A 20,068-nucleotide genomic window follows, 5' to 3' on the forward strand; every position below is an offset into this window, starting at 1 on the left:
ATTGTGCAAATAGGCGAACGCGACGCCGCGATCAGGAATTGCCGGCAATGAAAAACTTCTTCCGCAACCATCCGATGGTCGGCATATGCATCGCGATGATTGTGGCCGCGATCGCCACTCAATGGATCCTTAATCCAAGATCCGGTCCGCTCAGTGCATTGACGTGGGCCAACTCGCTCACGATCGGCGCCGTGCTTCTGATCATGTTGGCCGGGATCGCGTTGACCTATGTGGCGATGCGGCTCGGCAGCGATCCCAGCGGATTCGGATTGGTCCCTGTCGGGGAGGGCTATACGGTCGGCCGCCGGCTGAACGTGGACTCTCCGGCCGTGTCTGTCCGCAGCGCCGACGAAGTGCTCGACGAGATCGACCAGATGATCGGCCTCAGCTCCGTCAAGGAAGAGGTCAACAAGCTGCTGGCCGGCATCGAAGTCGAGCGCAAGCGCCGCGAACAGGGCTTGCCCGTGGCGAGGGTGAGCCGGCACATGGTGTTCACCGGGCCGCCCGGCGTCGGCAAGACCGAGATCGCGCGCGCCCTGGGGGAGATCTACCGCTCGCTCAAAGTGCTGCGCAAGGGACATGTGGTAGAGGTGCAGCGCGCCGACCTGGTCGCAGGCTATATCGGGCAGACGGCGATGAAGACGCTCGACAAGTGCAAGGAGGCGCTCGACGGCATTCTCTTCGTCGACGAAGCTTACGCGCTCGCAGGCGAAGGGAAGGATTTCGGCCAGGAGGCCATCGCGACGCTGCTCAAGTTCATGGAAGACAACCGCGACCGCATCATGGTGATCGCCGCCGGATACCCCAATGAAATGCGGCGCTTCATCGCTACCAATCCGGGTCTGGCGAGCCGCTTCAACAGAACCATCGAATTCCCGGCCTATGAGCCGAAAGAGCTGGCTGCGATCTTGCGATTGATGGCCACGCGGCAGCGCGCAGAGTTGCCGAACGAACTCGAGCAAAGCCTGGTCCCCTGGATCGAATCCCAATGGAGGAGCGAGGGCTGGGGCAATGCTCGCGAGATGCGCAACCTTCTCGATAAGGCGTCCGAAGCCCAGTCCCTGCGCGTGGCCGCCGACCCGACGGCCGACATCAGCAGGATCGAGATGGTCGATTTCGAAAGCGTCGGCGTGAATCTGGTGCGAACGCGCGCGCCGCCGCCGCCGGCGCTTCCGCCCGTGCCGGCCATACCAACTTCGCCTCCGCTCCTCGTTCAACAATCGACGATGCCTGCTTCGCCGGACCATCTGGCGCCACGCCCTATGCGCAGGCTGAAGGTGGAGGCCAGCATCCCCCTTGAACGCACGCTCGATCAGGCGCTCGACCACCTCGAAGAGATGGTCGGGCTGGAGCCGGTCAAGGAGGAGGTGAACAAGCTCATGTCGGGGCTCGAAGTAGAGCGCATACGGCGCGAGCAAGGGCTCGTCATCGCGCCCATCAGCCGGCACATGGTCTTTACCGGTCCGCCCGGCGTGGGAAAGACCGAGGTCGCGCGCGCACTCGGCGAGATCTATCGTTCACTCAACGTGCTGCGAAAAGGTCATCTGGTCGAGACTGACCGCTCGGGTTTGGTGGCAGGTTATATCGGCCAAACCGCTGCCAAGACGCTCGACAAGTGCAAGGAAGCGCTGGACGGCATCCTGTTCATCGATGAAGCGTATTCGCTCGCCCGACCGGGTAACGATTTCGGCCAGGAGGCGGTCGATACGTTGCTCAAATTCATGGAGGACAACCGAGACCGCATCGTCGTCATTGTCGCGGGTTACCCGAACGAGATGCAGCGCTTCATCAACAGCAATCCGGGGCTCTCCAGCCGCTTTACCAAGACGATCGAGTTTCCGCCCTATGCCGCAAACGAGCTCGCCGCCATCCTGCGGGTGATGGCAAAGCGACAGAACTTCGTCTTGCCGGATGATCTCGAATCCAGCCTCGATCCCTGGATCAGGGTCGGCATGCGCAACAAATCCTGGGGGCAGGCGCGCGAGATGCGAACGCTGCTCGAGCGCGCGCGCGAGGCCCAGGCAATACGCGTTGCGCACGATCCCTCGGGGGATGTGCGCCAGCTCGCCATGGCAGATATCGACGCGGCGATCCGGATTTCCGGATATCGCGAGACCGCGCCGGAGACGATCAGCGATATCCTCGTCAGGATTCCCTCGCTGCCTCGTTCGGTCACCCCACTGTCGGACGGGACCTCCGCCCTGCAGGCCGCCGTCGTCACGGTCAAGATTGAAGGTGCTCACGGTAGCGGCTTTTTCATCTCCCGGGATGGTTATCTCCTGACCAACCACCATGTGGTCACGGAGAACAAGTTCGTGACGATCAAGCTGACGACGGGCCGTCAGTTGCCCGGCGAAGTGGTGCGAACCAACAAGACACGGGACATCGCCCTGATCAAAGTGAATGAATCGGGAATGCCGCCGCTCCCGCTGCGGCTTGACCCTCCCGAGGTAGCCTCCGAGGTCTATGCGGTAGGAACGCCGCGCGATGAGAAATATTCGACGACCATCACCAAAGGCATCGTCAGCGCCTATCGCACGGAAAAGGATCTTACGCTCCTGCAAAGCGACGCTGCCATTCATCCCGGCAACAGTGGAGGGCCGATGGTGGACCAGTTCGGCAATGTCGTCGCTGTCAGCGTTTCCGGATTCGCCATCTCCGGGGTGAGCACGAGCATCAATTTCTTCATTCCCATCGCCGATGCGCTCAAGTACCTCGCCGTCGAACTGATCAGCCAGGACGTGGCATAGCTGCAAACGAAGCAATCGGCCAAGATGGAATCAGAGCGGACAAACCAGATGACAGCGATCGGCCGAATGGCGGCCCTGCATGTCGCCTTCTGGCAATACGATCCCCTGTATCGTCGCGCGTGGTTTGTCTGGCCACAGGTGACGGCAATCCTTCTCGCGAGCTGGCTCCTTGTGGGTCTCCCTCGGGCCGCTGTCCCGGCAGGCAATTGGGCAAGGCCTGCCGATTGCACCAACGCCTCGACTCCGGGCTGCGCGGCAACCCGACGCGCTGTCTTTATCTGGGACGATGAGGTCGCAAGACCCATTGTCGCCAATCAGGTCACGGTCATCGTCGACAGATCGACCTTTCGAAATTCCGCTCCGGGGGACCAACCGAAACTATCGGCAGCGCTCGGCTCCTACTATCGTTTCGAATGGGCGAAGGCGATCGACATCCTGAAAACGGCAACCGCAAGCGATCCGAACGTTCAATTTGTCACCGCGCTCGCCCTGCTGATACCAAATTCGACCGACCAGACGCGCAACGCCGAAGCATTGTTGCGCGAGGCGGCAGCCGGGGGACATCGTCAGGCTGGTAGCGTACTTGGCCGGATCCTCTTCACGGGCGCGAGCGGCGTGCCGAAGGATGAAACGGCGGGGCGGAAGTTGATCGATGACGCGGTCGCCGCGGGCGAGCCGTACGCGATGCGGCTGGCTGCCGCCGGATATGTCAGCGGCGAATTTGGCGGCACCTATGACACCGGCAAGGCGGTCGATCTCCTGCGCAAGGCGGCGGATAGCGGCGAGCTCATTGCCATGGCGCAACTTGCATACTGCATCGATACTGGGCGAGGCGGGCTTACCCGCGATTCCGCAAAGACGGTCGACTATTTGCGACGCGCGGCGGATGCGGGATTTGACGGCGCACAGCTCACGCTCGCGCGGTGGCTCAGAGACCGCTACGGCTATCGAGAAAGCGAGGATTTGTCAGAAGCGATCAAATGGTTCGAGCGGTCCTATCGCCAGGGACACTCGGTCTATGCTCTCGCTGAGCTCGGCTTTGTCTATCGATTCGCGCGGGAAGCGCCGTGGTTCGACACCAAGCGCTCGTTTGAATTGCTCCAGCTTTGCGCACCTTACCGAAATGCCTATTGCCAGTACTGGCTTGCTCGTGCCTACCACGAGGGTGCCGGAACGGCGCGGGACTACACCCAGGCCTACGCTCACTACACGATCGCCAAGGAGCTCGGGCGGCAAGATGCAGCCCCCAGCCTTCAGAAGCTTGATGAATTCCTTCAACCTGCCGTCAAGACCAGCGCGGCGGAGCTGGCAAAGAGCATTTCAGCGGGCCTCAAACCGGTACCACGCCCGATCAGGCTGGAAACGGCGGAGACTGAGACCGCCGGCCCCTCTCCGTGGCCGGACGCACCTCCGCGACCGGCATCGCCTTGATCCGATAACGAATAGTTTTTCGGCTCGATGATTCATGCGCGTGCGAAGCATGTATAGTCCGTGAGCCTGTAACGATCCCCGGAGGACCGGTCCATTGAGCCTGAAAGCCGTCGTCTTCGATGCCTACGGGACGCTCTACGACACCCAGTCGGTCGCTGACATCACCGAGGATGCGTTTCCCGGCTATGGCGAGATCATCACGCAGGTCTGGCGGATCAAGCAGCTCGAATACAGCTGGTTGCGCTCGCTGATGCGGCGCTACCAGGATTTTGCCGCCGTGACCCGCGACTCCCTGGCCTATACGCTGCGCATCCTTGGGCTTGAGTACGAGAACGATGCGTTCGAACGCGTCATCGCAAAGTATCTCCATCTCGATCTCTATCCCGACGCGACCGCCGCACTCACAGCGCTGAAGCCGCGAAAGCTTGCCATCCTCTCCAATGGCAGCCCGGACATGCTGAATGCGCTGGTGCGCAATTCCGGGCTCGATCGCCTGCTCGATGCCACCATCAGCGTCGACGCCAGGAAGGTCTTCAAGCCGAGCCCGGAGGCCTATGAGCTGATCGGCGAGGTGCTCGGTACCACGCCTGAAGAGGTGCTGTTCATCTCCTCCAATCCCTGGGACGTCACCGGCGCGAAAGCGTTCGGATTGAATGTCGCCTGGATCGAGCGGGTGACGCCCGAGGCCATGGCGCTGGCTTGCGTCGAGAACGAACTCGTGGCACCGCTAACGATGTTCAAGGCGATCCGCACCCAGATGGACGAGCTCGGCTTTGCGCCTGATCATCGCGTTCGTTCCCTCTCGGAGCTGGTCGGGATCATCGGGGAATGATCCCGGGATGACCGAACATTGCCGCCTACCCGTAAGCCTGGAATGAGCTGACTGAATGAGCCTGGAATCCGTTCGCGCGTTCTTCGCCGAGAAAGCCCCCGACATCTCCGTCATCGAATCCCCGATCAGCTCGGCGACTGTGACGCTGGCTGCCGAAGCCTATGGTGTCGAGCCCGGAATGATCGCCAAGACGCTGTCCTTGCGCATCGGCGAGCGTGTCATCCTGATCGTCGCGGCCGGCACCTCGCGCATGGACAACAAGAAGGTGAAGGCGCAGTTTGGCGGCAAGCCGAAGATGCTGGGGCTGGAAGAGGTCGCCGACATCACTGGCCACGAGGTCGGCGGCGTTTGCCCGTTCGGGCTGAAATCGCCGCTGCCGATTTATTGCGACGTGTCGCTGAAGGCATTCGACGTCGTGGTACCGGCCGCAGGCTCGACCCACAGTGCCGTGCGCATCCCCCCCGATCGCCTGGCTGAGCTGACCGCGGCCGAGTGGGTCGATGTCTGCGAGGTCCGGCCATAAGGCTGATACGGCGTAGCTGGCGGCACTTCTTTGCACCTCCATGAGAGCCCGGCGCCACGGCCGGTCGTTGGCTGCGACGGCACAGCGCACGATGCCTGATGCATTTGCCGGCAAGGGCGGCTAGCATAGCGACCATGACCGATGACAAAGTAAAGCGCCGACTGACCACCGTGCTGTGTGCCGACGTGCACAGCTATTCTCGTCTCATGGAAGCCGACGAGACGGGAACGCTGGAGACGCTCCGACGCTACTTCGCCACCATGTCGCGATTGGTCGAGCGGCATGATGGCCGCATCGTCAATACCTGGGGCGATGCCGTGATCGCCGAGTTCGCCAGTGTCGTCGAGGCCGTGCAATGCGCGATCGAAATCCAGCAGGAAGTTTCCAATCTGGAGTCGGACCCACCCCAAGTGAACCCGATGCAATTCCGTATCGGCATCAATCTCGGCGATGTCATGGTGGACGGCACCAATATCTATGGTGACGGCGTCAATATCGCGTCACGCCTGCAAGAGCTCGCTGAACCCGGCGGCGTCGTGATCTCGAGTTCGGTCTACGATCAGGTGCACAACAAGATGTCGGTTGGCTTCGACTGTCTTGGCCAACGACCCATGAAGAACATTGCGCCATTGACCAGCTATCGGTTGACCCTGGGCGGCCAAGCCGCCGGGCAAGGGAGCTTCGCGATCAATGAAGGCCGAACTCCCCGCGAGGATGCGCGCGCTCCGCGAATGGAAGACAGGCGCGAGCCATCTTCGTCGACGAATGTCGTCTCGGATTGGCTAGGAAGGCTGCCCCGCCCGGTTGCCGCGGCCCTCACGGTGTCGGCCTTTTTGATCTTCATCAATCTGGCCACTGGCGCGCATAAGATCTGGTTCCATTGGCCAGTCGCAGCCATTCTCTTCGGTGTCGTCCTGCGAACGGTGCTTGGACATCGAGCAGAGTCGGACAGCAAGGGCGAGCGCTGAACGCGACGGCATGACCGCATGTTCCCGCCAACCCGAGCACGCCTTTGCTGATCACACTCCAGTCAACGCGCCTATTCGTCGTCATCGTCGTAAGGACGCGGCGGCATCTGCTGGGAGGGTGACGGCGCATTGTTGTACCGCGGCGTCGGTACGGCACGGTTGCGCGGAACCTGCTGTTGCGGCGGCATCTGGTTGTTGGACTCGAATACGGCGCGGCAACCGCTCGAGAGCTGCGGCGTATTCTGCCGCAGGCATGCGGTGATGCGGTTCACATCCGGAATCTGATCGCTGCACAGGCGCCAGACGTCCGGCGTGCAGGCCATCTGCTGTTCCATGGTTCCGCGGTACTCTTCGGCGAATGCTGCACTCTGCGCAACGATGCCGCCGATCGCAAGCGCCACACCCAGCGCAATCCGCTCTGTTCGCATGGTCCTGATCCTTCCTGATTGCCTCGGATTCTCGTCAATCAATGAGGCGGCAGGCGGTTCTGGACCAACAACTAAATGTGAAAGCGTAGCTGGAACCTACTCCACCTTGCCGATCTTCTTCACCGCCGCTATCAGCCGCTCGCTGTCGGTCGCCACGAAGTCGGAGAAAGCGGGCGCGTCCTGATAGGCGACGAGACTGCCCGAGGCATCGAATGTCCTGAGCACATCAGGGTTCGCCATCACCTGCGCCATCGCCTCGCGCAGGCGGCTTGCGATCGGCGCTGGAAGCGAGCTCTGCGCAAACAGCCCGGCCCAGATGTACATCTCGACATCCTTGTAGCCGAGCTCCTGGAAGGTCGGCACATCAGGGAAGCTCGCGACGCGTTGCGCGCCGCAATTGCCGAGCACGCGCAGCTTGCCGTCGTCGACCTGCGGTTTCACCGTGCCTGGTGCGGCGGCGATCGCCTGCACGGTGCCGCTGAGCAGCGCGGTCAGCGCCGGCCCTGCGCCGCGGAACGGCACATGCAGCAGTTTGATGCTGGCGCTGTTTGCGAACATCTCCATCGCCACATGCAGCGTGCCGTAGGGCCCGGACGAGCCGTAGGTGATCTGGCCGGGGCGCGTCTTCGCGTCCTCGACGAACTCCTGCGCCGTCTTCCATGGCGCGGAGGCCGGCACGGCGAGCAGCGTGGGATCGGCAAGCACGCGCGCGATGGGCATGAACTGCGACACTTCGTAGGCGACGGGACGGTCGAACAACCTGTCGGCCTCGGGCAACACTGCGAGCGAGGATAGCGTCATCAACAGCGTGTAACCGTCGGGCTCGGCGCGTGCCGCTGCGGCGTTGCCGACCGATCCGCCGCCGCCGCCGGCGCGGTTGTCGACGATGACCGCCTTGCCGAGAATCCGCTCCAGCGCCTGCGCGACGGGACGCGCGGCAAGATCGGCCTGACCGCCGGCGGGGAATGGCACGATCATCGTGATGTTGCGCACGGGATAGGTTTGCGCGAAGGCCGTTTCCGGTATTGCAGCACGCAACAGCGGCAATGCCGCAACGGCGCGCAAGACGTCACGTCGATCCATGGCAGCCCCTCCCCTTATTTTCTTGCTTCAGCCCCAGCCTAGCGTGGCGATCGGCAAGAACAAGCCGTTTACGAAGCGTTAGCCATGTTCGTCCCGCTCCGGAACGCATCCCTCGACCCTCCGTTGCCCTGACGGGGAGTGTGAGGAGGGAATGTGCCATGGGAAAATTTGCGACCATCGACGTGGCCCTAGACGAGATGCTGGTCAACCTCGCAGCGATCGTCCTGCGGCTGTCAAAACCCGAAATGACGCGAACGCCGGAGGCGCGGCGCGCCCTGACCCAGTCCGTGCATCAATACGCGGTGTGCGCGGCACGCTCGACCGATCCGCGCGTGCATGAACTGAAGTCGCGGTTGGAGCAGACGGTGAAGCCAGGCTTACGCATTGTGGCGATCGACGGCGTCAAGGTGTCGTAGAGAGACCTCGTAGGGTGGGCAAAGGCGCAACGCGCCGTGCCCACGGTCACTTGCCGAAATGCCCCGCAATGTCCCGCATATTCCCTCCCCAATCTGCGGGAAGAATGCCTTGCTCGACATTGCGATGGAAACTGCTGAGAGACCAATCGCGCACACGCGCGACGAGACCGTGCTTCACAGGATTGAAGTGTATGTAGTCAACGTGCCGTTCCAAATCCGCGTCATCGCGAATTGCGTGCTCCCAATAGCGGCGCTGCCAAATGCCTTTCTCGCGCTTGAGCAGCTTGCTTGCCGAACGCTCTTGCGCTTCCAAGCCGCGAGAAAAGCCGCCTTTGATCAGATTCCACCGCGATGCAAAGTCGACATCGATATCCGGAAGCGACCAAATTGCATGGAGATGGTCCGGCAGGATACAAATAGCGACCGTGGCGAACGGGCGGCGTTGCTGGACAGTCTGGTAAACTCGCCTCAGGCGATCAACATGATCCACGAGCAGAGTGCTTGAACGGTCAGCGAGTGCGACCGTGAAGAAGAACGTGCTCCCCTGTGCTCGCCGATATCGAGACAACTGCGATCCCCCAGGCAAAGACGTGGGCACGCTTCGCTTTGCCCACCCTACGGCGGCTTGCGTATCAATGGCTACCCCGCTTTCCCAATCTTCTTCGGCCGTCGCTTGCACGTCCCTGGCAGCTTCGCCGCAAGGAAATCGCCGAGCGCTTCGACGCGGGCGGGACGCGGGCCGCCGGGTGGCGTGACGAGGTGTACGGCGCCTTCGGCTTGCTTCCAGTCTTTCAGGATCACCTCGACGGCGCCGGACGAAATCGCATCGCCGACGATGAACTCCGGCAGCTCGGCGATGCCGAGGCCTGATATCAGCGACGGCATGACGGCTTCACCGTTGTTGACGCGAAGCTGGCCGCCGGGGCGGACGCTCGCCTGCTCGCCGGCCGAGTTGGTGTAGTGCCAGACGTTCGGCGTCGACAGATAGGCGTAGCTGAAGCATTTGTGCTCGGCGAGATGCATCGGATGCGTCGGCCGGCCGTGCTTCTTCAGATAGGACGGCGCGGCTACCGTGAAGCGCGGCATGGTGAAGAGCCGGCGCGCAATCAGTGAGGAGTCCGGCAGCCGTGCGATCCGCACCGCCATGTCAAAACCTTCGCCGATGAGATCGACGGTCGCATCGCTCAAGTGAAGATCGACCGAAACCTCCGGATAGCTCTCGAAAAACTCCGGCAGCAGCGGCGCCACCGCCTTGATGCCGAACGTCATGGGCACCGCGAGCCGCACCAGGCCGCGCGGCGCCACCGATTGCGCCAGCGCCTCGTTCTCGGCCGCCTCGCCGTCGGCGAGCAAGCGTGTGGCGCGGTCGGCGAGCTTGTGGCCGGCATCGGTCAGCGCCAGCCGGCGCGAGGTGCGGTTGAACAGCCGCGCACCGAGCCGCTCCTCCAGCCGCGTTACCGCCTTGGACACCGTGGCCTTGGACATTGCCAGTTCGCTCGCAGCCCCCGCAAACGACCGTAACTCCACGACTTTTGCGAAAATCGCGAGTGCCTCGAAGTCGGGGAGCTTTGCCATTGGATCAATCCAATCAGGATATTTAGGGAAACAATGTGTTTCGACAGTTTCTATTTCTATACCACAAGCGGCGACATATCCAAGGGTCATCAGACATTCAGGAATGGAGAAATCCAATGACCAAGAAGCTCTCAGGCAAGGTTGCCCTCGTCACTGGCGGCTCGCGCGGCATCGGCGCGGCCTCTGCCCGCGCACTCGCCGATCAAGGCGCTGACGTCGCCATCAGCTACGTCGCTTCACCCGAAAAGGCCGAAGCCGTCGTCACCGAACTGAAGGCTCGCGGCGTCAAGGCCCGCGCCTTCAAGGCCGACCAGGCTTCGGCCAAGGACGTGACCAAGCTGGTCAACGACGTCGCCAAGGAATTCGGCCATCTCGACATCCTCGTGAACAATGCCGGTGTCGCCAATGGCGGCGCGATCGACGACGCCAACGCCGACACGGCAGCGCTTGAGCGGCAGGACCAGGTCAATGTGCATGGCGTGATCGCGGCGATCCGCGCCGCCTCGCAGTTGATGGGTGAAGGTGGCCGCATCGTCACCGTCGGCTCGATGCTCGCCGACCGCGCTTCGTTCCCGGGCCTCGCCGACTACGTCGCCACCAAGGCGGCCGTGGTTGGTTACACCAAGGGCGCGGCACGCGACCTCGGCCCGCGCGGCATCACCGTGAACGTGGTGCAGCCCGGCTCGATCGACACCGACATGAACCCGAAGGACGGCGGCGAGTTCGCCGAGACCCAGCGCAAGCAGCACGCACTGCAGCGCTTCGGCCGTCCCGAGGAAGTCGCAGCCGGCGTCGTCTTCCTCGCTAGCCCCGAAGCCTCCTTCGTCACCGGCACCGTACTCAACGTCGACGGCGGGTTTGGCGCCTAGCGCCAAACTCCCTCCCCTCAAGGAAACACTCCCATGATCGAACTCAGACCCTTCAGCAAGCTTGGCGGCGCCGATCACGGCTGGCTCAAGGCCAAGCATCACTTCTCCTTCGCGAGCCACTACGATCCCAACAATATGGGCCATGGTGCCTTGCGAGTGTGGAACGATGACGAGATCGCGCCGAACACGGGCTTTCCCGCTCATCCCCACGCCAACATGGAAATCATCACCTATGTCCGTGAGGGCGCGATCACCCATCAGGATAGCCTCGGTAACGAGGGCCGCACTGAAGCGGGCGACGTGCAGGTGATGAGCGCCGGCAGCGGCGTCCGCCACTCCGAGTACAATCTCGAATCGACGCAGACGCGGATCTTCCAGATCTGGATCGAGCCGACAGCGCGCGGTGGACAGCCGACATGGGGATCGAAGCCGTTCCCGAAGGCTGATCGCTCCGGCAAGCTCGTCACCATCGCGAGCGGCATCGAAGGCGACACCGATGCGCTGCCGATCCGCGCCGATGCACGCGTGCTCGCCACCACGCTGAAGGCCGGAGAGAGTGCCGAATACGAGCCGCAGAGGTCTCGGCATCTTTATCTGGTACCCGCGGCAGGCGCGGTCGAGATCAACGGCGTGCGCGTCAATGCCCGCGACGGCGCCGCGATTCGCGACGAGAGCAAGCTGACAATCACGGCGCTGGAAGATTCCGAGTTCGTGCTCGTCGACGCCGCGTAACACCCAACAACCGGCAATCACATCCAATCAACGGAGACCAACATGACCAAAGTTCTCGTCCTGTATTATTCCGCCTATGGCCACATCGAGGCGATGGCCAATGCCGTCGCTGAAGGTGCGCGCGAAGCCGGCGCCACCGTCGACATCAAGCGCGTGCCAGAGCTGGTACCGGCCGAGGTCGCCAAGGCTTCTTATTACAAGGTCGATCAGGTAGCGCCGATCGCCAAGATCGAGGACCTCGCGAACTACGACGCGATCATCGTCGGCACCGGCACCCGCTTCGGCCGCATGGCCTCGCAGATGGCGAACTTCCTCGATCAGGCCGGCGGGCTCTGGGCCAAGGGCGCGCTGCACGGCAAGGTCGGCGGCGCCTTCACGGCAACCGCGACCCAGCATGGCGGCCAGGAGACGACGCTGTTCTCGATCATTACCAACCTCCTGCATTTCGGCATGGTGATCGTCGGCATGAACTACGGCTTTGCCGGCCAGATGAAGCTCGACGAGGTCACCGGCGGTGCACCCTACGGCGCCACCACGATCACCGGAGGCGACGGCAGCCGCCAGCCCAGCGCCAATGAGCTCGCCGGCGCACGCTATCAGGGGCGCCAGATCGCCGAGACCGCCAAGAAGCTGCACGGTTAAGCTTAAGCTGCAACCAGCTGCATGGCAGATGCGACGCGGGCGGCATTCTCCGACGGGAATGCCGCCCCATCTATGTTTCTGCAAATGACAAATTGACGATGCGCAGGGTTTACGACGCGAATGGCTTTCGAGCTTCTCTTGATCGCACAAATGATCCGCAGGCCGGCCCAGGCGCTTGCCCGACGCTGGTATTGCCGCAGCCTGTTCCGCGCTTCGCGCGGCCGGTTTCACTGCGTGGAGTGCGGGGGATCGTGAGTGTCAGGCCTGCGTGATGTCGGCGTGTGGGGGAATGCTGACCGCCGGCGCAGAAGCGGGCGCTGTTGAAAGCCACCAGCCGTCGCCGGCGAACCAGCAGGTATCGTCAGGCGGGCTCCCTCGCCGCATCGACTGCACGCTGTCCCATCCCTTCGCGAACGCCTCGGCCAATCGCTTGCCGGCATCCGCATCCTGAAGTCCCGCGCAACCGATGAACTGGGCCCGGCTCAGGAATTTCGCCGGCCACGCCCTTCCCTGCTCCGGGCGCGTGATCATCAACATGCCGCCGAGCACGCCCTCCGGCGCCAGCGGAAACACCAGCCGGCCGCCGGGCCGCAAGGCCTCCAGCCATTCCGCCGCCGGCTGCGCCGCGCCTGCGCAAACATAGATCACATCGGCGCTGGGCAAATCGCACGCAATGCCCGAGCGCTCGCGCAGCTCGATCGTAGCGAAGTCCTTCAAATTCTCGCGCGCAAGTGCCGCCAGCCGTTCGTCGATCTCATAGGCATAGACGCGGCCATTGGGGCCGGCCAGTTCGGCCAGAACGGCGGTGTAATAGCCGGTGCCGGCGCCGATCTGGAGCACGGTTTCGCCGTCCCTCACGCCGCAGCCGCTGAGCCAATAAGCGTGCGCGCCGGGCATGCCGATATTGACGCCACGAGCCGGATCCAGCGCGAGCAGCGCGTTCTGATAGAGAAAGGCGGGATCGTCATCGGGCGTCACGACATAGGGATGGCCGCCAAACGAGAGCGACCACGGGCCGGGCCCGGCGAACGGCTCGCGCCTCACCTTGCGAAAGGCCTGCTCGAGGCGCGGATCCGTGGCCTTGGCCGCAGCGCAGATCAACTGCGCATAGAACGCGCGAAATTTATCCGAACGATCGTGCATGTCGCCTCCCGGCTGAGGCGACGACGATAGCACAATTCATGCGATTTTCATGTGACCGCTGCAACCAGAGGCGCGATGGAGTTCAGCGTATCTTGCCCATGGCCCGCGTGGCAAAGGCCGCCAGCTTCGGATAACGGCGCAGGCCCTGCGCGGCACGGTCGCGCAGCATGAAAGGCAACCCGCGCCAGGACAGTGCGACGCTGACATCGGTCAACGGCACCGGTTCGGCGCCGAAGCGGCGCTTGTAATCGTGATTGCCGATGCTGAGATCGAAGCGCCGCACGCCCTGCGCATGCAGGGCTGCCATCGTGCGTTCGGTCACGAGCAGCCCCGGCGAGCAATTCGCCCAGCGCTTGCCGGCATGGCCGATGCGCAGCAGGTAGTAGGTCGCGCCGTATCTGACGCCGAACGTGGTCGCGACGACGCCCTCGTCGCAGACGAGGGCCGAGACCACAGCGAAACCTTCCGCGACACCTTGCCGGGCGACGTCACGATAGAAGCGGGCGTGAACCTCGTCGTTGAGGACGAACCGCGAGCCAAGCTGTTGCATGCGCTCCTGCTGCTGCACGTCAATGACGTCGAGCAGTTCGTGGGCACGGGTAATGTCGGTCGCAATCTCGAACCGCGCGCCGTCGTGACGGCCGAACACGCGCCAGCAGCGCGGCATCTGCATGCGCTTGATCGATGCCTGATAGTCGGCGTAGTCGTCGCCGGTCAGCACGAGATTGCCGTTGAGCGAGCACGAGCCGAGCCGGCCGAGCGACAGCAGCGGGTTCGGCTTGGCGCCGACATAGGCCGGCAGCTTCTTCAGGCGAAGCAGGTCGAAACGATCAGGCAAGGCGCGCAAGCCATCGACCAGTGCCGCGCCGATCGCCTCCGCGCCGGCCGCATCGAAGCTCGCGTCGCAGGCAAGGATCGGAGCGTTGTTGTCGGAGACCCCGAGATCGGCAAACTCGATGATACGGATACCGCGCCTGATGTGGCTGAACATCGGTACCACCGCGAGGTCCTTGCCAGTCGTCGTATCGGTGATGACAGCGATCAGCGGCGCGACGCCGTGAAAGGCCTCGTACCAGGCACCCAGCCAGTAACCATGCTGAAATGCGGTGCGATGGCCGGCGTTCAGGCGCAATGCGGCCTGTCGCCAGTCGCGCAGGAAATCGACTGAGATTCCCAACGTGCTGGTCACCCGACCGTCTAGTTGCTCGAGGCTGAGAAACGCCATTTGCGGGGCATACAGTTACTGAACGTTTCCAGATAGATTATGTTTTGCCGCAGACCACAAGTTACGTCGCTGCTTATCGTTAAGCCAATACCGTCGCGGCGTGTGCGATGTCTATCGTGTGCCGATATGAAACGCGGGCTGCGACAAGTTGTCAGCGCTGGGGTTCCATTTGCGTGACGCACTGGAACCTGGCCAGGAAATGCAGCCCGGCAACCGCAAGCGCAAACATGAACCAGACCGGATTCTGCCGCTCCACCAGGAAGGTCTCGGTCGTTCCGAAATAGAGGCCGAACAGCCAGATGGTCAGGAACAGCTTGCCGAGCGCATTGCTGCGATTATGCGCCTGCGTCTCCTGAAAATTGCGTAGCGGCGCAAGCACGAAAATGAGAATGACCAACAGCAGCCCCGGCAGGCCGATGGTGACGGCGAGATCGAGATAGCTGTTGTGGCTGTGCGCAGCGGTCACCGCCCATTCCGAGCCCCGGATGGTTTTCCCATCCGCCGCGCCGTCCCAGAACGCCGCATAACCATGACCGACGATCGGCTTTTCCGCAACGACTCCGAGCGCAAACTGCCAGATCTCGGAGCGGCCGGTGAAGGTCGGATCGACAGGAAGCGCCCGCGTGATGCTGCCGAGCAGCGGGCTCATGACGCTGCCGACCGTCAGCAGGTTCATCACGATCAGCGGCACGAAGCAGATCATCCGCTTCAGCCACAAGCTCCTGACAACGTAGACCAGCGATGCCAGGGCATAGATCGCAAGGCACAGCACCGACGACGTCTTGCCGCCGGTGAAGATCAGGAAGATGCCCGCGAGCAGTGCGATCGCGGGCCCCATCACGAAGGAACCCACGGCTGACAGGTAAATGCCGACATAGACCAGGATGCTCATCACCGGCGAGGCGATGTTCTTGTGACCGAAGCTGCCACGCCAGTCACCGGCAAGCTGCGGCTCGGTAACGTCGAGCGCGGTGTGGATCGAATATTGCGGGGCAAAGAGGACGCCGAGAAAGCACACGGCCAGCAGCGCCAGCGCGGCGCCGCCTAGGCACAGATTGAAGCTCCGCGGTGTCGGCGTCAGCAGCGGCAGCAGGACAGCAAGCGTGGTGGCGCTGGCCGCGAGCACGAAGCGCTGGATCGAGAGCTCGCGGCTCTCGGAAAATGCGATATTGATCAGCATCCAGCCGATCAGGCAGAGATGCAGCGGCGTGACCAGGCTTCTGAGCGAGGACGCGTCGGTGGTGATGGTGAGCAGCACCGCGACCGCAGCCAGCAATCCGAAGGAAATATAGGTCGTCGCCAATCGTCCGCTGACGACGGTGGCGACGTCGGGGTTGCGCAAGTCGGGGAACGGATCGAGCGTGATCAGGACCAGTAGCAGCGCAGCGACCGCAACGAGGCAGCGCGCCGCGTTCACGACGTCGAACCTCGCCAGCACGCCGCGCAGCGCATGGCCGAGCGAGCGGGCCTCGACGTCAGTCATGTCAGTGGCGCTGCGATCCATGCCTCGAGGCCTGAGCGGACGAAGGAGACCTCCGAGGTCTAGCCCACCTCCGTTAACCATCCGTCAACCAGTACGTCAGACGCGGCAGCAACCCGGCTCTGCCGCGCGACGCTGCGCGCGATCTCGTAATACTGCAGCGCGCGCTGCTCCAGCGTGAGGCTGTCCATGATGTAGCCGCGCGGGTCGAATGCGCCGGAGGTGCAGCCGGCCCAGAAATCGGCCCAGTACGCCTCGAAGGCGGCGCGGTCTGCGAATTTGAGCCCGCAGCGATCGTCCCAATAGGGCACCGACGATACCGGCCCGAACTGAACCCGGTGCGGATAATAGTCGGGATCCGGCCACGGGCCGCCGGGATCCCAGGCGAACACCGGCACGCCGGTGGACAGAGCCTGCTGATAGGCAATGCCCTGGCTCTCGTTCTGGCACAGGAAGATCATCGCGCGCGAGCGCGCCAGCGCGGCCTGATAATCTTCCTCCTTGTAGCTGCCGTAGCGTAGCTCGGTGAAGGAGCGCCCCTCCTTAACGAGCCGCGCGCGAACCGGCTCGGCCACCTCGGGCACGTAGTGCTCGCGGTCCCAGCTGATCTTGTCGTAGAGCAGGACGTCGATGGTCTTCTCGCGCGGCTGCGACGGCGCCCACAGATCGGTGTCGATGCCGACGGGCCAGGCCTCCGTCTCGGGCCAATGCGGCCGGTACATCTCGGCATACCAGGGACCGGGCACCAGGAATTTCTTGACCGGAAGCCGCTTGAACAGGTCGGGATCGTCCAGCGGATGATTAAAGGCACAAACTCCGAGCAGGATCGGATTCTTCCACACAAACTTGTCGAGCAGGAAGGCACGGCCGATGATGCAGGCCACTTCCTCCGGATGCTGCGTGATGTAACCGTAGTCGTTGACGCGATAGCGGATGCCGAGACGATCGAGGCCGGCACAGAGATTGAGGAACACGCGCAGCTGGCCGCTCATGCGCGGCTCGCCGAACAGCATCTTGCGCGCCATGCGCCGCAGATGGCGGTCGCCGGGAAACCAGCGATCGTCCTTGTCCTCGTAGAACAGGTTGAGGATCATGTCGTCGGAATCGTAATCGAATGTCTTTACGGGCACTGGATCCATCCGCGGCATCAGGTCTCGCATTCTCGCATGAGACCGACCGGCTGCCGCACCTTTTGAAAAAGCTGCGACAGACATAACGCCACAGGTTTAACGCTAATCTATGAAACCGACGACTCGTGCGGCCTTCGCAACAACGATTTGATCGTTATGTGGGTATCATCCGCCACGGCCTCGCCAAACGGCCTGGTTAACAGATCCTTAAACATTACGAGCCTCGCTTGACCCTCGCCGACGCCACGCTTGATGCATCGACCGCCGCGGTCGCGGATGCGCGCGCGGCGACGCCTTTGGTGTCCGTCGTGATCCCCGCCAAGAATGCCGCGGCCTATATCGGCGAGACCATCGCAAGCGCGCTGGCGCAGGACGGTGTTATCGAGGTGATCGTCGTCGACGACGGCTCGACCGATGACACCACGACCATCGTCAACGCGATCCGCGAATCACGGCTGCGCCTGATACGGAACGACGCCAGCGGCGTGTCCTCCGCGCGCAACCTCGGCGCACGCGATGCGCGCGGGGACTGGCTGATGTTCCTCGATGCAGATGATCGCCTTCGGGTCGATGCAGTGACGACGCTGCTCAAGGCGGCGGAGGGCGCGCCGAACGCGGTGGCGGTCTATGGCGACTACAACACGATCGACAGCGCAGGACGGACAATCGGTCGTCGCGACCTGCTGAAGGGACGCCTCAAGCCTTCGGGCAACGTGCTGGAGCGGCTCGCCGCCGGCAACTTCATCGTCAATGGCGGCATCATGCTGGTCCGCGCTGAGGCCTTCCGCGCCACCGGTGGCTTCGACGTCTCGCTGCGCTATTGCGAGGACTGGCATTGCTGGTGCCGCCTCGCTGCAACAGGCGAGTTTGCCTATGTACCAAGGCTTCTGCTCGACTATCGCCTGCACACCGCCAACACCATGAACGCCGCGGTGCGAACGCCGCAGGATTTCTTCCCGGCGGTCGCGCGCGTGTTCGACGATGAATCGATCCTGCGCAGGCTGCCATCGGGCGCAGCGCCCCGGTTGCGGCAGGCGGCAGAAATCCATCTCGTGACCTATGCGGCAACGCAGGCGGTCCGCTTCGGAAGATATCGCGAGGCGCTTGCTTATCTCGGCATGGTCGGGCAGCGCTCGCTCAAGGCGATGCCGCGGTCCGCGATCAAGATCGCTCTTTCATATTTTGGGATCTAGCGGCTGAGGCCTCAGGAACCGATCTTCGAGGCCTCATAGGGCTTCGGATCGTAGCCCAGCGCCGCCAGTGCGGATCCGACGGCCACGAGCATGGGGTGCATCGCGACGACGGCTTTCGATGACGCCAGCAGGCGCGCCGAGCGCACCAGCGACAGCGGCAGCCGTGCCAGCGTTTGCGCAAACACGCGCGTCCGTTCCGCCGTACTCTGCACTGCCTTGATCCGCACACGGTAGTTGATCACGCCGATCCGCAGGCCGCGCCTGGCGATCCAGCCGAGGCGGGTGCGGCTTTGCGGCACGGTCTCGGTGATGACGGCTTCCGCCGTCCAGTGGAAAATCAGACCGGCATTGCGGCCGCGATAGAAAAAATCGCAATCGCCGCCACCGAGAAAGTTGAATTTCAGATCGAAGGCGGGGCCACCGAGCCGCTCGAAAGCCGCGCGCGTGATCAGGCAATTGCCGCAGCCGTAGATCAGCGGCACCGCACCGGTGTAGTCGTAGGCCGGACAGAAGGCGGGATGGCGCGCGAGCCAGGGCTGGCTGTCGTCGTCGAACACCGGCAGCACCGGTCCGCCGACCACGTCCGCACCGGTCGCCTCCGCGGTGCGAACCATCAGTTCGAGCCAGTCGGGCGAAGCGATCTCGTCGTCGTCGATCATCAGGAAGCGGGTCGCGGCGGGAAACACCGCCTGTGCCGCCTCGAACGCGGCGTTGATCGCCTGGCAATTGCCCTGCCGCTTCTCGACCAGACAGATGCCCTGGAGCTTGCCGGCGGCGAGGTATTCCGCAGCCACCGGTGCGCTCGCGCGTGCTGCAGCATCGTTCTCGACCATGACCACCGCGAAAGAGCGCGGCGTGCGCTGATTGACCAGCGAGTCCAGCGTCAGCCGCAGATGATCGGGACGGCGGAAGCAGGGAATGCAGACGACGATGCCGACCGAGAGGTCGATGACGCGCGAACTCGCCGCGATCTCCCTGAAGGGATCGCGCACGGCATCCGAGATCCGGCTGGCGGACAAATCTGTCGGGATCAACGTCATTGTGTTCTCAATGCCTGAGATATGTTGAAAAAGCCCTGCGTCCACTGTCCCACGACGGCACGACCGCACGGGACAGATGCGCTCCAAAATGAGCGGCCGGCTCGGGTGCTCGAATTGCACCGCGACGACGATGTCCCGGCCGTGAGGCGTCCTATCATGCGCTTGATCGCTTCGGCGTGTCTTCGGTACGAATTCGTTCGCGCTTGACACTGCAATTTGCAGTCCATCACGCGAGAGCAGCACAATATGGACGACGCCGTAGTTAACGTGGGGTCGGATTAACCGCACCGTAAGCACCGCGATCGGCGGCGCCCCGCGGCATCAGATTTGCTCTTCGAGGTCGCGGGTCTCTTCCTGTAAATTTGTAGAGAACAGGCGCAGTCGGAAAATGAACGAGTCAGCCACTCACGTCATCCTGCGAAAGACCTGACGGTCATGCGTGCGCAGGCCAGCCATCACGCGACAATACTGGACGCCCGCTCGCCGCTGGGCGTGCACGGTAACGAACCGTTAATCACTGGGAGCCGGCTGACGCCGCAGCGGCACAACGATGCGGCAAATGGTGGCCTGCGCTTAAACGCTTTGTTTGCCATTTCGGTGAATAGTCC

General features: G+C 63.1%; 19 protein-coding genes. 10 read left to right on the forward strand and 9 right to left on the reverse strand.

Features of this window, described 5'->3' with window-relative positions; all coding sequences use genetic code 11:
- Positions 1 to 47 precede the first annotated feature (47 nt).
- From JQ631_RS14735 to JQ631_RS14755, 5 genes are all read left to right on the forward strand, one after another.
- On the forward strand, positions 48 to 2,750 hold the full coding sequence (locus tag JQ631_RS14735) for an AAA family ATPase (RefSeq protein ID WP_212327169.1): 2,703 nt from the start codon (positions 48 to 50) through the stop codon (positions 2,748 to 2,750).
- Between the two features lie 48 nt (positions 2,751 to 2,798).
- Positions 2,799 to 4,181, forward strand: coding sequence for a tetratricopeptide repeat protein (locus tag JQ631_RS14740; RefSeq protein ID WP_212327171.1), 1,383 nt, complete (start codon positions 2,799 to 2,801; stop codon positions 4,179 to 4,181).
- A gap of 94 nt (positions 4,182 to 4,275) precedes the next feature.
- The gene (locus JQ631_RS14745; RefSeq protein WP_212327173.1) at positions 4,276 to 5,013 is read left to right on the forward strand and encodes a haloacid dehalogenase type II; all 738 of its coding nucleotides are present in this window, start codon (positions 4,276 to 4,278) and stop codon (positions 5,011 to 5,013) included.
- Positions 5,014 to 5,068: 55 nt separating this feature from the next.
- The gene (locus JQ631_RS14750; protein ID WP_212327176.1) at positions 5,069 to 5,536 is read left to right on the forward strand and encodes a YbaK/EbsC family protein; all 468 of its coding nucleotides are present in this window, start codon (positions 5,069 to 5,071) and stop codon (positions 5,534 to 5,536) included.
- Positions 5,537 to 5,670: 134 nt separating this feature from the next.
- Entirely contained in the window at positions 5,671 to 6,504 is an 834-nt protein-coding gene (locus tag JQ631_RS14755; protein WP_212327178.1) for an adenylate/guanylate cyclase domain-containing protein, read from the forward strand.
- A 71-nt stretch (positions 6,505 to 6,575) separates the two neighbouring features.
- On the opposite strand, the gene JQ631_RS14760 is transcribed toward JQ631_RS14755, so the two are convergent.
- Positions 6,576 to 6,932: a hypothetical protein gene (locus tag JQ631_RS14760; RefSeq protein ID WP_212327180.1), complete on the reverse strand. Its 357-nt coding sequence runs from the start codon at positions 6,930 to 6,932 to the stop codon at positions 6,576 to 6,578.
- A 96-nt stretch (positions 6,933 to 7,028) separates the two neighbouring features.
- Positions 7,029 to 8,015: a tripartite tricarboxylate transporter substrate binding protein gene (locus tag JQ631_RS14765; protein WP_212327181.1), complete on the reverse strand. Its 987-nt coding sequence runs from the start codon at positions 8,013 to 8,015 to the stop codon at positions 7,029 to 7,031.
- 158 nt (positions 8,016 to 8,173) lie between these two features.
- On the opposite strand from JQ631_RS14765, the gene JQ631_RS14770 reads away from it, so the two are divergent.
- Positions 8,174 to 8,431, forward strand: a complete 258-nt coding sequence (locus JQ631_RS14770) for a hypothetical protein (protein WP_212327182.1) — start codon at positions 8,174 to 8,176, stop codon at positions 8,429 to 8,431.
- A gap of 46 nt (positions 8,432 to 8,477) precedes the next feature.
- Here the strand turns inward: JQ631_RS14770 and JQ631_RS14775 are convergent, their stop codons facing one another.
- Together JQ631_RS14775 and JQ631_RS14780 are read right to left on the reverse strand one after the other, a co-directional pair.
- Positions 8,478 to 8,999, reverse strand: coding sequence for an REP-associated tyrosine transposase (locus JQ631_RS14775; RefSeq protein ID WP_212327183.1), 522 nt, complete (start codon positions 8,997 to 8,999; stop codon positions 8,478 to 8,480).
- 71 nt (positions 9,000 to 9,070) lie between these two features.
- On the reverse strand, positions 9,071 to 10,006 hold the full coding sequence (locus JQ631_RS14780; protein WP_212327184.1) for a LysR family transcriptional regulator: 936 nt from the start codon (positions 10,004 to 10,006) through the stop codon (positions 9,071 to 9,073).
- Positions 10,007 to 10,122: 116 nt separating this feature from the next.
- On the opposite strand from JQ631_RS14780, the gene JQ631_RS14785 reads away from it, so the two are divergent.
- From JQ631_RS14785 to wrbA, 3 genes are read left to right on the forward strand one after another with little or no spacing between them, the layout of a single operon-like run.
- Positions 10,123 to 10,875 carry an SDR family NAD(P)-dependent oxidoreductase gene (locus tag JQ631_RS14785; protein WP_212327185.1) on the forward strand — a complete coding sequence of 251 codons (753 nt, stop codon included), beginning with the start codon at positions 10,123 to 10,125 and terminating at the stop codon, positions 10,873 to 10,875.
- A 33-nt stretch (positions 10,876 to 10,908) separates the two neighbouring features.
- Positions 10,909 to 11,607, forward strand: coding sequence for a pirin family protein (locus tag JQ631_RS14790; protein WP_212327186.1), 699 nt, complete (start codon positions 10,909 to 10,911; stop codon positions 11,605 to 11,607).
- A gap of 42 nt (positions 11,608 to 11,649) precedes the next feature.
- A complete protein-coding gene (wrbA, locus tag JQ631_RS14795) occupies positions 11,650 to 12,249 on the forward strand; it encodes an NAD(P)H:quinone oxidoreductase (protein WP_212327188.1) in 600 nt (199 codons plus the stop codon).
- 258 nt (positions 12,250 to 12,507) lie between these two features.
- On the opposite strand, the gene JQ631_RS14800 is transcribed toward wrbA, so the two are convergent.
- From JQ631_RS14800 to JQ631_RS14815, 4 genes are all read right to left on the reverse strand, one after another.
- Positions 12,508 to 13,392, reverse strand: a complete 885-nt coding sequence (locus tag JQ631_RS14800; RefSeq protein ID WP_212327190.1) for a protein-L-isoaspartate O-methyltransferase family protein — start codon at positions 13,390 to 13,392, stop codon at positions 12,508 to 12,510.
- 82 nt (positions 13,393 to 13,474) lie between these two features.
- On the reverse strand, positions 13,475 to 14,617 hold the full coding sequence (locus tag JQ631_RS14805; RefSeq protein ID WP_212327191.1) for a GNAT family N-acetyltransferase: 1,143 nt from the start codon (positions 14,615 to 14,617) through the stop codon (positions 13,475 to 13,477).
- 151 nt (positions 14,618 to 14,768) lie between these two features.
- Complete coding sequence (locus JQ631_RS14810) at positions 14,769 to 16,121, reverse strand: O-antigen ligase family protein (protein WP_212327192.1); 1,353 nt, start codon at positions 16,119 to 16,121, stop codon at positions 14,769 to 14,771.
- A gap of 38 nt (positions 16,122 to 16,159) precedes the next feature.
- Entirely contained in the window at positions 16,160 to 17,227 is a 1,068-nt protein-coding gene (locus JQ631_RS14815; protein ID WP_212327193.1) for a glycosyltransferase, read from the reverse strand.
- A gap of 227 nt (positions 17,228 to 17,454) precedes the next feature.
- On the opposite strand from JQ631_RS14815, the gene JQ631_RS14820 reads away from it, so the two are divergent.
- Positions 17,455 to 18,420, forward strand: a complete 966-nt coding sequence (locus JQ631_RS14820) for a glycosyltransferase (RefSeq protein ID WP_212327194.1) — start codon at positions 17,455 to 17,457, stop codon at positions 18,418 to 18,420.
- Positions 18,421 to 18,431: 11 nt separating this feature from the next.
- Here the strand turns inward: JQ631_RS14820 and JQ631_RS14825 are convergent, their stop codons facing one another.
- Positions 18,432 to 19,460, reverse strand: a complete 1,029-nt coding sequence (locus JQ631_RS14825; RefSeq protein WP_212327195.1) for a glycosyltransferase family 2 protein — start codon at positions 19,458 to 19,460, stop codon at positions 18,432 to 18,434.
- Positions 19,461 to 20,068: the final 608 nt, after the last annotated feature.

Origin of the sequence: Bradyrhizobium manausense (genome assembly GCF_018131105.1) — a bacterium.
GTDB lineage: Bacteria > Pseudomonadota > Alphaproteobacteria > Rhizobiales > Xanthobacteraceae > Bradyrhizobium > Bradyrhizobium manausense_B.

What these genes read in the sequence shown, in the direction of transcription:
- JQ631_RS14735 (WP_212327169.1), top strand. Translation starts at nt 48, where the DNA reads ATGAAAAACTTCTTCCGCAACCATCCGATGGTCGGCATATGCATCGCG.
- JQ631_RS14740 (WP_212327171.1), top strand. Translation starts at nt 2,799, where the DNA reads ATGACAGCGATCGGCCGAATGGCGGCCCTGCATGTCGCCTTCTGGCAA.
- JQ631_RS14750 (WP_212327176.1), top strand. Translation starts at nt 5,069, where the DNA reads ATGAGCCTGGAATCCGTTCGCGCGTTCTTCGCCGAGAAAGCCCCCGAC.
- JQ631_RS14755 (WP_212327178.1), top strand. Translation starts at nt 5,671, where the DNA reads ATGACCGATGACAAAGTAAAGCGCCGACTGACCACCGTGCTGTGTGCC.
- JQ631_RS14760 (WP_212327180.1), bottom strand. Translation starts at nt 6,932, where the DNA reads ATGCGAACAGAGCGGATTGCGCTGGGTGTGGCGCTTGCGATCGGCGGC.
- JQ631_RS14765 (WP_212327181.1), bottom strand. Translation starts at nt 8,015, where the DNA reads ATGGATCGACGTGACGTCTTGCGCGCCGTTGCGGCATTGCCGCTGTTG.
- JQ631_RS14770 (WP_212327182.1), top strand. Translation starts at nt 8,174, where the DNA reads ATGGGAAAATTTGCGACCATCGACGTGGCCCTAGACGAGATGCTGGTC.
- JQ631_RS14780 (WP_212327184.1), bottom strand. Translation starts at nt 10,006, where the DNA reads ATGGCAAAGCTCCCCGACTTCGAGGCACTCGCGATTTTCGCAAAAGTC.
- JQ631_RS14785 (WP_212327185.1), top strand. Translation starts at nt 10,123, where the DNA reads ATGACCAAGAAGCTCTCAGGCAAGGTTGCCCTCGTCACTGGCGGCTCG.
- JQ631_RS14790 (WP_212327186.1), top strand. Translation starts at nt 10,909, where the DNA reads ATGATCGAACTCAGACCCTTCAGCAAGCTTGGCGGCGCCGATCACGGC.
- wrbA (WP_212327188.1), top strand. Translation starts at nt 11,650, where the DNA reads ATGACCAAAGTTCTCGTCCTGTATTATTCCGCCTATGGCCACATCGAG.
- JQ631_RS14800 (WP_212327190.1), bottom strand. Translation starts at nt 13,392, where the DNA reads ATGCACGATCGTTCGGATAAATTTCGCGCGTTCTATGCGCAGTTGATC.
- JQ631_RS14805 (WP_212327191.1), bottom strand. Translation starts at nt 14,617, where the DNA reads ATGGCGTTTCTCAGCCTCGAGCAACTAGACGGTCGGGTGACCAGCACG.
- JQ631_RS14810 (WP_212327192.1), bottom strand. Translation starts at nt 16,121, where the DNA reads ATGGATCGCAGCGCCACTGACATGACTGACGTCGAGGCCCGCTCGCTC.
- JQ631_RS14825 (WP_212327195.1), bottom strand. Translation starts at nt 19,460, where the DNA reads ATGACGTTGATCCCGACAGATTTGTCCGCCAGCCGGATCTCGGATGCC.